General features: G+C 24.9%; 9 protein-coding genes. 3 read left to right on the top strand and 6 right to left on the bottom strand.

Annotated features, from left to right (window positions below; all coding sequences use genetic code 11):
• Nucleotides 1–18 precede the first annotated feature (18 nt).
• From AB4W74_RS01060 to AB4W74_RS01050, 3 genes are all read right to left on the bottom strand, one after another.
• Complete coding sequence (locus AB4W74_RS01060; RefSeq protein WP_367682163.1) at nucleotides 19–1,239, bottom strand: 2-oxo acid dehydrogenase subunit E2; 1,221 nt, start codon at nucleotides 1,237–1,239, stop codon at nucleotides 19–21.
• A gap of 14 nt (nucleotides 1,240–1,253) precedes the next feature.
• Nucleotides 1,254–3,917, bottom strand: coding sequence for a pyruvate dehydrogenase (acetyl-transferring), homodimeric type (gene aceE / locus AB4W74_RS01055; RefSeq protein ID WP_367682162.1), 2,664 nt, complete (start codon nucleotides 3,915–3,917; stop codon nucleotides 1,254–1,256).
• Between the two features lie 190 nt (nucleotides 3,918–4,107).
• Nucleotides 4,108–5,157, bottom strand: a complete 1,050-nt coding sequence (locus tag AB4W74_RS01050; protein ID WP_367682161.1) for a GMP reductase — start codon at nucleotides 5,155–5,157, stop codon at nucleotides 4,108–4,110.
• Nucleotides 5,158–5,242: 85 nt separating this feature from the next.
• Here AB4W74_RS01050 and coaE point away from each other — a divergent pair, with 85 nt between their 5' ends.
• The gene (gene coaE, locus AB4W74_RS01045) at nucleotides 5,243–5,887 is read left to right on the top strand and encodes a dephospho-CoA kinase (RefSeq protein WP_367682160.1); all 645 of its coding nucleotides are present in this window, start codon (nucleotides 5,243–5,245) and stop codon (nucleotides 5,885–5,887) included.
• 15 nt (nucleotides 5,888–5,902) lie between these two features.
• Here the strand turns inward: coaE and AB4W74_RS01040 are convergent, their stop codons facing one another.
• The 3 genes from AB4W74_RS01040 to truA all read right to left on the bottom strand — a co-directional run bounded on the left by AB4W74_RS01040 (nucleotide 5,903) and on the right by truA (nucleotide 11,311).
• A complete protein-coding gene (locus AB4W74_RS01040) occupies nucleotides 5,903–6,268 on the bottom strand; it encodes an NUDIX domain-containing protein (RefSeq protein WP_367682159.1) in 366 nt (121 codons plus the stop codon).
• A gap of 37 nt (nucleotides 6,269–6,305) precedes the next feature.
• On the bottom strand, nucleotides 6,306–8,930 hold the full coding sequence (gene secA, locus AB4W74_RS01035; RefSeq protein ID WP_367682158.1) for a preprotein translocase subunit SecA: 2,625 nt from the start codon (nucleotides 8,928–8,930) through the stop codon (nucleotides 6,306–6,308).
• A 1,586-nt stretch (nucleotides 8,931–10,516) separates the two neighbouring features.
• A complete protein-coding gene (gene truA, locus AB4W74_RS01030; protein WP_367682157.1) occupies nucleotides 10,517–11,311 on the bottom strand; it encodes a tRNA pseudouridine(38-40) synthase TruA in 795 nt (264 codons plus the stop codon).
• Nucleotides 11,312–11,598: 287 nt separating this feature from the next.
• Between truA and dksA the strand changes: the two genes are divergently transcribed.
• Both dksA and panB read left to right on the top strand, forming a co-directional pair.
• Nucleotides 11,599–12,054, top strand: a complete 456-nt coding sequence (gene dksA, locus AB4W74_RS01025; RefSeq protein ID WP_367682156.1) for an RNA polymerase-binding protein DksA — start codon at nucleotides 11,599–11,601, stop codon at nucleotides 12,052–12,054.
• Nucleotides 12,055–12,172: 118 nt separating this feature from the next.
• Complete coding sequence (gene panB, locus AB4W74_RS01020) at nucleotides 12,173–12,964, top strand: 3-methyl-2-oxobutanoate hydroxymethyltransferase (protein ID WP_367682155.1); 792 nt, start codon at nucleotides 12,173–12,175, stop codon at nucleotides 12,962–12,964.
• Nucleotides 12,965–12,969 lie beyond the last annotated feature (5 nt).

Raw genomic sequence — 12,969 nt, 5'->3', positions numbered from 1 at the left:
CCGTTAAAAACAAAAAAGTTACATAATTAAAAAACGTATATCAGATAATAATTTTCCAATAAAAGTTATAAAACGAGCTGCTTCTGCACCGTTAATAACACGATGATCATAGGACAAAGATAAAGGTAACATTAAAGATGGAGAAAATTTTTTACCATCCCATAATGGTTTTATAATAGATTTTGAAATACCGAGAATTGCAACTTCATTTGAATTAATTATAGGAGTAAAACAGGTTCCTCCAATACCTCCTAAATTTGAAATTGTAAAAGTACCATTTTGCATATCAGATGGATTCAACTTATTATTATGTGCTTTTTCTGCAAGAAAACTTAATTCAGAAGATAAATTTGTTATATTTTTTTTATCAACATTTTTTAATGTAGGAACAAATAAACTATTTTTAACATCAATAGCAATGCCAATATTAATATATTTTTTAAAAATTATCGATTTTTTATCTGTAGATAAAGAACTATTAAAAACTCTGAATTTTAACAATGCATGTGCTACAGCTTTAATAACAAAAGGTAATATAGTAATATTCAAATATGTATTATTTTTTTGTTTTTCTTCAAAATTATATTTTTGACGAAATTCTTCCAATATAGTTATATTAACCTCATCAAATTGTGTTACATGAGGTATATTCATCCAATTTTTATGCAAATTCTTACCAATAACTCTTTGAAGATTATTAATTAACACTTCTTCTGATTTAGTTTCATTAAAATTTTTAATTACAGTACTATTTTGACAAAATAAATCTTTTTTAGTGATACTTTTTTTTATATATGATTCAATATCTTCTTTCAAGATACGATTTTTAGGACCAGAAGCAATAACATTATCTAAATTAATATTTAAATCACGAGCTAAACGTCGTATAACTGGTGTAGCATGAGAAAAAAAATGTTTTTTAATATTATTTTTTTTAGAATTTTTGTTTTTTAATTTATCTAATTTAATTTTTTCAAATTTTTTTTCACTTGTATTAGAATTAATATCATTTACATCAAAAATCATGATAATAGAAGAAGTAGTTACTTTTTGACCAACTTTTACACAAATATCTTTTACAAATCCACATATTGGTGAAGGAATTTCCATAGAAACCTTATCTCCTTCTACAATTACTAATGCTTGATCTAATTTTATTTCGTCATGAATTTTTACTAATATTTCTATTATTTCTACTTCATCTACACCAATATCAGGCATTTTAACTTCAATATGCACTTTTTTTATACCTCTTAAGCTAAACGCGGATGCACTTTGTCTGCATTAATGTTAAATTTTATAATTGCGTCTTCTACTACCTTTTTATTAATGGTATTTAATTTAGCTAATAAACTCAAGGCAGCTATCACAATATAATGAGCACTAACTTCAAAATGATTACGTAGCTTATCACGACTATCTGAACGACCAAAACCGTCTGTACCTAATACATGGTATTCGTTTGATGGAACATAATGTCGAATTTGTTCAGCAAATAATTTCATATAATCAGTTGCAGCAACAGCAGGAGAAGAATTCATTATCGTTTTAATATAAGCAATTTTTTTCTTTTTTAAAGGATGTAACATGTTCCATCTCTCGCAGTCTTCACCATCTCTAGCTAATTCTGTAAACGAAGTAACACTATAAATATCTACAGTAATTTGATAGTCATTAAACAAAATTTCGCCAGCTTCGCAAATACAACGCAAAATAGCACCAGACCCCATTAATTGAATTTTTAATTCACTCGCATAAAAAGTTTTTAACTTATACATTCCTCTACAAATATTTTTTTCTATTCCTTTTGGCATAGCCGGCATATAATAATTTTCATTAATAGTAGTAATATAATAATATATATTTTCTTGAAGAGGACCATACATTCTTCTTAATCCGTCTTGTATGATAACAGCGACTTCATAAGCAAATGCTGGATCATAAGAAATACAATTGGGAATCGTTAAAGATTGAATATGACTATGACCATCTTCATGTTGTAAACCTTCTCCATTTAAAGTCGTTCTTCCAGAAGTCCCTCCAATGAGAAAACCCCTTGCTTGTTGATCACCAGCTGCCCAAAAAAGATCACCTATTCTTTGAAAACCAAATATTGAGTAATAAATATAAAAAGGAATCATTGGAAAATTGTTGGTACTATAGGAAGTGGCTGCAGCTAGCCAAGATGAAGCCGCACCTAATTCATTAATTCCTTCTTGTAATATTTGTCCTTTTCTTTCTTCTTTATAATAAGATAATTGTTCTCTATCTTGAGGAATATATTTTTGTCCAATAGAACTGTAAATACCAATCATCCTAAACAAACCTTCCATTCCAAAAGTACGAGCTTCATCTACAATTATTGGAACTATTAAATTTTTAATACAATCATTTTTTAAAATTAAATTTAAAACGCGAACAAAAGCAATAGTAGTAGAAATTTTTTTATTTTGTTCCTTTAATAAAGATTGAAAATATGTTAAATCTGGAATGTTTAATATATTTGTAAATTTAGATAAACGAAATGGAATATAACCACCTAGTTTTCGTCTTTGTTTATGTATATATAAATCTTCTGGAGAATTTTTTTTAAAAATCCAGTATGGTAAATCTTTAATATCTTCATTTGATATAGGAACATGAAAACGATCTCTAATATAAATAATTCCATTAATATTAATTTTCTTAATTTGATGTGCTATATTTTTTCCTTCAGCGATTACACCCATACCGTAACCCTTCACTGTATGAGCTAAAATAACAGTCGGCTTACCTATAACTTCTTTAGCTTGTTTTAGAGCATTAAATATCTTTTTAGGATCATGTCCTCCTCTATTTAAATCCCATATTTCCTCATCTGTCATATCTTTCACTAATTCTAATGTTTCTTTATATTTTCCAAAAAAATATTCTCGAACATATGCTCCATTTTTAGATTTTAATGTTTGATATTCACCATCTATTGTTTCATTCATTAATTGAACTAATTTTCCAGTTTTGTCTTTTTTTAATAAATGATCCCATTTTCCTCCCCATATAACTTTTATTACTTTCCATCCTGCTCCATAAAAAAAACTCTCTAATTCATTTATAATTTTACTATTACCAACTACAGGACCATCTAATCGTTGTAAATTACAATTAACAATAAAAATTAAATTATCTAGTTTTTCACGAACAGCAATAGAAATTGCCCCTTTAGATTCTGGTTCATCCATTTCACCATCACCTAAAAATGCATAAACTGTTTGTTTAGAGGTATTTTTTAGTTCACGATTTTGTAAATATTTTAAAAACTTGGCTTGATAAATAGCACAAATTGGACCTAATCCCATGGAAACAGTCGGAAATTGCCAAAAATTTGGCATTAATTTAGGATGAGGATAAGAAGATAACCCCTTACCATCGACTTCTTGTCTAAAATTATCAATTTGTTTTTTTGACAAACGGCCTTCTAAAAAAGATCGAGCATAAATACCTGGAGAAATATGACCTTGAAAATATACTAAATCACCTCCATCTTCGTTATTACTAGATCGAAAAAAATGATTAAAGCATACTTCATATATTGTTGCAGAAGATTGAAAAGAAGATAAATGTCCTCCTAATTCTAAATTTTTTTTTGAAGCCCGTAAAACCATCATTATAGCGTTCCAACGAATGGCCGAACGAATACGCTTTTCTATATCTAAGTTGCCAGGATATTCTACTTCATCTTCGCTGCTAATTGTATTAACATAGTCGCTAGTAAAAAAACACTTAAAAAAACTGGACCTAGTTATTTTAGATGCCTTTAAAACCTTCTCAATCAAAAAACTAGCTCTTTCAATTCCTTCTTCACGAATGACAGATTCAATTGATTGCACCCAATCATGAGTTTCGACTGGATCCACGTCATCATATACATTTTCTGACATGGTATAAATTCCTTATATATTTTTTATAAAAAAAAATTTATATTTAATATAAAATATTATTAAGACTATAATTAATTTTAAAAATTATATTTTCTATTTAAAATAGTTATTAAACTTTAAAAAAAATCAACAAAACTAACTATAAATATAATTAATTTTATTGATTTTATTTTTTAAAATAAAATGTATTTTAATTCTTAAAATGATTAAAGACACAGTTTTCTTGTTCACTCACTCGTATAAAAGTTGTTCTTTTAGTTAATTCTTTTAATTTTTGTGCACCTACATAAGTACAAGCAGAACGGAGTCCGCCTAAAATATCACGTACAGTTGCATCAACTTTTCCACGAAAAGGTATTTTAACTATTTTCCCTTCAGATGCACGATATCCAGGAACTTTTCCTGTATGACGTTTCATTGCAGAAGTAGAACTCATACCATAAAATAACATAAATTTTTTAGATTTTTCTTTAATTACATCTCCTAAGCATTCGCTATGACCTGCAAAAATACCACCTAACATGACAAAATCTGCCCCACCTCCAAAAGCTTTTGCAATATCTCCTGAAACAGTGCAACCACCATCGCTAATAATGTGACCACTTAATCCATGTGCAGCATCTGCACATTCTATAATAGCTGATAACTGAGGATAACCTATTCCTGTTTTAACCCTTGTAGTACATACAGAACCAGATCCAATTCCTACCTTTACTAAATCTGCTCCAGATAATATTAACTCTTCAACCATTTCACCAGTAACAACATTTCCGGCACAAATAATTTTATCTGGATAAAATTCTCGTACTTTTTTTAAAAAATCAACAAAATTTTCAGAATAACCATTAGCAACATCAATACAAATATATTTCAATTTAGAAGATAATGAAAAAATTTTTTTTATTTTTAAAAAATCTAAATCAGATGTACCAATGGTAATGATCACATGATTTAATGTATTTTCGGAGGCAATATTAATAAATTCTCTCCATTCATTAAAAGAATAATATTTGTGTACCGCGGTTAATATATTAAATTGAGACAAAGATTTAGCCATACAAAAAGTACCTATGGTATCCATATTAGCAGCAATAATTGGAATTCCACACCATTTTATGGTAGAATATTTAAAAGAAAAAGAACGAATAAGATTAACTTCAGAACGACTTTTTAAAATAGATCTTTTTGGTCTTATTAAAACATCTTTAAAACCTAATTTAATATCTTCTTCAATACGCATAAAATAAAATCCTATACTAAATATTAAAATATAATAAAAAATATCACTGAAAAGTTTTTTCAATATATAAAATTTTAAAAAAATTATGACCTATATTGTAGCACTTACTGGAGGCATTGGTAGCGGAAAAACTGCCGTTTCTGATAGATTTAAAAAAATAGGTATAAATATTATTGATACCGATATTCTTGCAAGGAAAATAATAGAAAAAAATGCAAATATATCTAATGTTATTAAAAAAAAATTTGGAAAAAAAATATTAAATACAGATGATTCAATCAACCGTATTTTACTTCGAAAACATATTTTTAATAATAAAAACAGTCGATTTTGGCTAGAAAATACACTTCAACCAGAAATTTTAAAAGAAAGTAAAAAAATAATAAAATCAATAAAATCAAGATGGTGTCTTTGGGTTGTCCCATTGCTCATAGAAAAGAAACTAGAAAAAAAAGCAAATCGAATACTTTTAATTGACACCCCAGTAAAAATACAAATACAACGTATAATAAAACGAGATAAAATAACTTACGATGAAGCTGAAAAAATTATTTCTAATCAAGCTAGTAGAAAGCAGAGAATAGCTTTATCAGATGATATTATTGTCAATAAAAAAAACCTTCAAAAATTAGATTTATATGTTAATTATCTTAATAATTTTTATATTCATTTATCAAAAAAAATTAATAAAAAAAATGATAAAGAAAATAACTTAACTAAATTTTATTAAACAATCTATATTTTCTTATATAAATTTTATTTTTTCTAAAAGATTAATAACATTATAATTTGCAGCAGGAAAATTAAAATATTTTAAATGATCATGAGATACCCAGCGATATAAATATCCTTCCCTGCTATATGCATAGCCCTTCCATTTTTTGATCAAAAAAAAGTACAATTTCATTTTTTTATAAAAAAATGTGGTAGATTCAAAAGTTTGAAAATCTAATATTCGAATTCCAACTTCTTCTAAAAGTTCTCGTTTTAAAGAAAAGATCAAATATTCATTTTCTTCTACTTTTCCTCCTGGAAATTCCCAAAAACAGAAATTATATTTTTTTTTTTGCTTTAGTAATATAGATTTTATTTTTTTTGATAATAATCCCAATTACTATTTTTTTATATTTCATAAAATGAAATCCAAATTAAAAACTACCATGACAATACTTAAATTTTTTTTGAGAACCACAAAAACAAAGTTTATTTCTTCCTATTTTTATATCATATTCTAAAAAATTAGAATTTTTATTAATATGTGTATTAAAATTATTTTTTATATAAGATAAGTTTAATTTACTAAGAAAAGATATAACTTCATATTTTAATAATTCTAGCATGTTAGAAAACATATTAAAAGATTCACGCTTATACTCTTGTTTAGGATCTTTTTGAGCATAACCACGCAAATGAATTCCTTGTCTTAAATAATCCATAGCAGATAAATGTTCTTTCCAAAGAGAATCTAATGTTTGCAACATAATAGATTTTTCTATTATTCTAATATTTTCTACACCTATTTCTCTTTCTTTTTCCATATAATTCTTTTTTGCTAAAGTAAAAACTTGTTCTATAATCTTTTCTTTTTTTACATAAGGATTGTCTTTTAAGTAATTTTGAATAGATATATTTAAATTAAAATCAAAACGCAATTTTTTTTCTAAATCTAAAATTGCCCACTTATTTCTTGGAGTCTCGTAATTTATATATATGCTAATTGTAGTTTGTAAAACGTCTTTCAAAATATCAAAAATAGTTTTTTGAATATTTTTAGAATTAATTAATTTATTACGTTGAGCATAAATTACATAACGTTGTTCATTACATACATCATCATATTCTAATAACTGTTTTCTAATTTCAAAATTATGATTTTCTACTTTTTTTTGAGCATTTTCTATAGCTTTTGTAACCCATGGATGCTCAATGGCTTCATTCAGCGAAAGTCCTAATTTCCTCATCATACTAATAATTTTATTAGATGCAAAAATTCTCATTAGTGAATCTTCCATGGAAATATAAAAACGTGAAGAACCGCTATCACCTTGACGACCAGAACGTCCTCTTAATTGATTATCAATACGACGCGATTCATGTCGTTCAGTACCAATAATATGCAAACCTCCAGATAAAACAACTAAATCATGTTGTCTTTTCCAATTTTTTTTAATTTTATTTGTTTCATCTAAAGACATGCCTTTTTCTAATTGGGTTTCTAAACTTCCTCCTAATACAATATCTGTTCCCCTACCAGCCATATTAGTAGCAATAGTCACTGATCCAGGTATACCAGCTTGGGATATGATTTCTGCTTCTCTAGCATGAAATTTAGCATTTAAAACATTATGTTTAACATTTATTTTTTTTAATTTATTTGATAAAATTTCCGATTTTTCAATTGAAATTGTACCAACTAATACAGGTTGATTTTTTTTTACACAATTTTGAATATCTTTTAATATAGCATTTATTTTTTCTTTTTCTGTCATATAAACTAAATCAGCCATATCTTTTCTTATCATTGGTTTGTTTGTTGGAATAGTGATAGTATCAAGATCATATATTGAATTAAATTCAAAAGATTCAGTAGCAGCAGTACCTGTCATTCCTGCTATTTTTTTATATAAACGAAAATAATTTTGCAATGTAATAGATGCTAAAGTTTGATTTTCATTTTTTATTGGAACATTTTCTTTTGCTTCTATTGCTTGATGTAATCCATCAGACCATCTTCGGCCAGGCATTGCACGACCAGTATGTTCATCTACAATGATGATATCATTGTTTTTTATAATATAATCTACATTACGAATAAACAATTTATGCGCACGTAAAGCAGATATTACATGATGCATTAATATAATATTATTAGAAGAATATAAAGATTCTCCTTTTTTCATTAATTTTTGTTTAAGTAAAATTTTTTCAATCTTAATTAAACCTCTTTCAGTTAAAGATATTTGTTTGGACTTTTCATCAATATAAAAATCGCCTTGTCCATGAAAATAATCAGAATCTTCCTGTTTTTGAGAAATTAAATATGGTACAATTTTATTGACTTCTTGATATAAAAAAGAACTATCTTCAGAAGGTCCAGAAATAATTAAAGGTGTTCTAGCCTCATCTATTAAAATCGAATCAACCTCATCTACTAAAGCATAATGTAATTCACGTTGAACTCTTTCTTCAGGAGAAAAAATCATATTATCACGTAAATAATCAAATCCATATTCATTATTAGTACCATAGGTAATATCGCATAAATAAGCATTTTTTTTATCAGGAAAAGACATATCAGATAAATTTAAACCTACAGTTAAACCTAAGAATTTAAATAATGGGGTGTTTTTTTTTGCGTCTCGCTCTGCTAAATAATCATTCATAGTAACTATATGAACACCTCGATCTGTTAATGCATTTAAATAAGCTGGTAAAGTAGAAGTTAATGTTTTTCCCTCTCCTGTACGCATTTCTGCGATACATCGTTGGTTTAACACGATACCACCAAGAATTTGAACATCAAAATGACGCATATTAAAAACTCGTCGACTAGCTTCTCTTACTGTTGCAAAAGACTCTGGTAATAATTCTTCTAAACTTTCACCTTTTTTTAACCTAAACCGAAATAATTGTGTATTTTCTTTTAAATTTTTATCTGATAACTTTTTAAATTTTTCTTCTAATTGATTAATTGAAGACACTATCTTGTTGAATTTTTTTAAAATTCGATCGTTACGATTACTGAATATTTTTTTTAAAAATTTAATTAACATATTAGACTTCTCAAGTTATAATTTTTAATTAATGATTATGTAATAAAAATTTCATTATTATCTAATAATAAATTATTTTAATTAAATATATTTAAATATAGTTAACAACCAATTAAAAAATATTTTTTTATAATGCAAAATTTTTTAAATACTTATTTAAAATAAAATAACTAGAATATTAAATAATGCAGTAAATTTTTTCATCTAAAAAAATCAATTTTATTTATAAAAAATATTTTTATAGTATAAATTTTTATTATTCAATAGCCATATTGATAAATATGTATTGCATTGATGACTTTTATAAAAAAAAATAATTCTTCTATTTGTTTAAATAAAAAAATTATTCCTTCAGAAGAATTTCTTGTTAATAGTACAAGAGATTGACATTCAAGATATTTGTAACAATTTTCATAGAATTAAAAAAAGCATATAATATAATTAGTGAACTATTGTATTTTTCTATACAAATAGGAATAATATTTTCCTATTAATACCGATAAAAAATTATTCATTAAATTATTTGCTTACCTAGAAAACTTTTTAATTTGCATCCTTAGCAATTTTTCTGTTCTAGAAATAATTACTTGTTACATATTAAATAAGTTGATTGAATAGAATTTATATTTTAAATTAAAAATTAATTTTAGCATCATTCTCTACTATTTTTATAAATAATCAATCTCAGTTAAGAGAAAAATTTTTAGTATCTGCACTTATTATTATTTGAAAAAAATCGATCTATTTTAATAGATGTTAAATTAATGTTTTATTAACTTATATCAATAATAAAATTTCACTCTAATAATATTTATTGGATAATTCAAAATAGATATTAATACTACTTTTTTTTTAAAAAAATAATTATTGCTTTTTAGATTATAAATATTTCTATTATCTAATAGAAAGAGAAGGATCTAAAAATTTAATTATTAAAACTAGTTTTTTTAGGGTCAGATAAAAATAATTAAAAAAAATAATTAGTTAAATTAAAAAATAAATAGCAAAACTAGTACATCAAATACACAAATATCTATAAAAATTTCAATTAAAACCTTTTATTAAAAATTAAATCATTTATAAAAACAATTTATCATAGACATATTTACTTATAAATATTTAATCTATTTTAGCCTTGAACTTAGCTATATTAGCATCTTTTTCAATGCTATTTAAAAAAAAATATATAGCGTTATAAAAAGTATTATACGTGACAAATTTTTACTCTTTTTTATTTATTTTTATTAGAACAATATCTAAAAAAATAGAACAAGAAGAAATACAAGAACTTTTCTGATCTAATTTATAAAAGATTCTTATCTTAGTTTAGAATAGTTTTTTCTTTAATATATTGTTTTTTATAAAACGAAAATAAAAGAAAATTTATTTAAATAAAAAAAATAGCTAGAATCTATTTCTGATTACTATTTTTTATAAATAAACTTAATTTGAATATTGTTTTACAATTCAATTTGGTTAATGAAAATAATTTAAAATTATAACCATATATATATTTTATTAATTTTTTTAATTATTGAAAAAATATTAGTTAAAAAATTTTTAAAAAAAATAAAATTAATTTTTATTTAAAAAAAAATAAAATCATTTTTAAATATAGGTAAACAAAAATCATCAGGATACTTTGCAAATAAAAAATATAAACCGCAAGCTGGAGCAGTAGGACCTGCATAGTTTCTATTTTTTTTTTCTAACAATTTTTTTATATAGTCAGATTTTGTAGAGTCATTAATTTGAATTAACGAACCAACAATATTTCGAACCATACGATATAAAAAAGAATTCGCAGTAATATCAATAATTACCCAATTATTTAAACGCCAAATATTTAAATCAATAATTTCTCTTCTTGGCGAGTTTGATTGACAACCTGTAGCACGAAAAGAGGAAAAATCATGTTTTCCTAATAAGGATTGTGCTTCAATATGCATCTTATCAACATCTAAATATCTATAAATATGATTTGATTTATTATAAAAAACCGGAGAACGAGAAGTATGATTATATATTATGTAACGATAAGAACGCGAAATAGCACTATATCGAGCATCAAAATTTTTTGAAACTTCTTTAACCCACTTTATAGAAATGTTTTTAGATAAGTAACTATTTACTCCGACTGACCAAGCAAAATTACTCCTAATAGAATCTGTTGTAAAGTGTATTACTTGACCTAAAGCATGTACACCAGTATCAGTTCGACCTGCACATGTAATATCAATTTTATGATTTGCAATTTTAGACAAAGATTCTTCAATTTCTTTTTGAATTGTAGGAATTATTTTTTGACGTTGCCAGCCATGATAAGAACTTCCATTATATTCAATTCCAAGAGCAAATTTTTTAAATTTTTTTTCTTTCATTCTAAATATTTCCATTAATAGATAAACACTATTACTTATTTAATCAAAAAAATCATTTTTTAATTGATGTTCTTGTATTATTAAAGTTTATGTTACTATTATTTAAAATACTATTTAATATATTAATTTGATTAAATTAAAAAATAAAAAAAACCTATAACTATTTTTTATATTTTTTAAATATTAATTACATTAAATAATATCAATGATTCATAATTTATATTATTAACTAATTGATATATATCTTTTATTTTATTTTTTTATGCACACTATATTAGGAAAAAACTATGGGAAAAGAAAAAAACAAAAAAACATCATCTTTAAACGTTCTTTCTATTGCGGGATTAACACCATACCAAAAAAAAATAGATGAAGAATATATGAATGAAAATCAAATGTGGCATTTTAAAAAAATTCTTAAAACATGGAAAAACCAATTAAAAATTGAAATCAATCATACTTTGCTTTACATACAAGACAAATCAACTAATTTTCCTGATCCTATTGATCGAGCTGCACAAGAAGAAGAATTTAGTTTAGAATTAAGAAATCGAGATAGAAGTCGTAAATTAATAAAAAAAATACAAGAAACTTTAAAAAAAATAAAAGACAAAGACTTCGGTTATTGCGATTCTTGCGGTGTTGAAATTGGAATTCGTCGTTTAGAAGCTAGACCCACTGCAAATCTTTGTATTGACTGTAAAACATTAGCAGAAATTCGAGAAAAACAAATGGCTGGTTAAAAAAATAAAACGTATAGATTAGGATATTCGATTGATATATTAAATTATATCGAGTATCCTTTCCTAATTATTATTAAATAATTATTTTTAAAAAAATTAATTTTAAATAGCAGGAAAAATGGAATCTATTACTATTGAAAAAATACAAAACTGGAAAAGAAATAAAAAAAAATTTTCAGCCATCACAGCTTATGATTTTAGCTTTGCTAAACTATTTGAAAATGCAGGTGTACCAATAATTCTTATTGGTGATTCTCTTGGTATGACTATTCAAGGTCATACATCTACATTATCTGTAAAAATAAAAGATATGGAATATCATACAAAATTAGTAAGAAAAGGTGCACCTAAAACTTTTTTATTATCCGATTTACCATTTATGTCATATTATGAAATAAAACAAACATTAAAAAACACAGCTAAAGTTATACAAGCTGGCGCTAATATGATAAAAATAGAAGGCGGAAAATGGTTGATTGAAACTGTAAAAGAGCTCTCAAATAGATCAATATTAGTTTGTGGACATATAGGATTAACACCACAATCTGTGCATTATTTAAGCGGATACAAAATCCAAGGAAACGAAAAAAACGATGAAAAAAGAATAATAGAAGAAGCATTCTTACTGGAAGAAGCAGGAATTAAAATGTTAGTTGTAGAATGTATTCCTGCATTATTAGCTAAAAAAATAAGTAAAAACTTATCTATTCCTGTTATTGGTATCGGATCAGGGAAATATACTGATGGTCAAATACTTGTTATGCAAGATTTATTAGGAATGAATGAAGGGAAAAAACCTAAATTTGCAAAAAATTTTTTACATAAAAATGGGAGCATTCAAGATGCTATTAAGAAATACATAAGTGAAGTAAAAAAAGGTATTTTTCCTAATGAAAAATATAGTTTTTAAAATTT

Origin of the sequence: Buchnera aphidicola (Hyalopterus amygdali) (assembly GCF_964059015.1) — a bacterium.
Taxonomy (GTDB): domain Bacteria; phylum Pseudomonadota; class Gammaproteobacteria; order Enterobacterales; family Enterobacteriaceae; genus Buchnera; species Buchnera aphidicola_BN.
This window is presented reverse-complemented; position numbering and strand designations above follow the sequence as displayed.

Excerpts from the sequence above, each read along its gene's own strand:
- aceE (WP_367682162.1), bottom strand. The coding sequence starts at position 3,917 with ATGTCAGAAAATGTATATGATGACGTGGATCCAGTCGAAACTCATGAT.
- AB4W74_RS01050 (WP_367682161.1), bottom strand. The coding sequence starts at position 5,157 with ATGCGTATTGAAGAAGATATTAAATTAGGTTTTAAAGATGTTTTAATA.
- coaE (WP_367682160.1), top strand. The coding sequence starts at position 5,243 with ATGACCTATATTGTAGCACTTACTGGAGGCATTGGTAGCGGAAAAACT.
- secA (WP_367682158.1), bottom strand. The coding sequence starts at position 8,930 with ATGTTAATTAAATTTTTAAAAAAAATATTCAGTAATCGTAACGATCGA.
- truA (WP_367682157.1), bottom strand. The coding sequence starts at position 11,311 with ATGAAAGAAAAAAAATTTAAAAAATTTGCTCTTGGAATTGAATATAAT.
- dksA (WP_367682156.1), top strand. The coding sequence starts at position 11,599 with ATGGGAAAAGAAAAAAACAAAAAAACATCATCTTTAAACGTTCTTTCT.
- panB (WP_367682155.1), top strand. The coding sequence starts at position 12,173 with ATGGAATCTATTACTATTGAAAAAATACAAAACTGGAAAAGAAATAAA.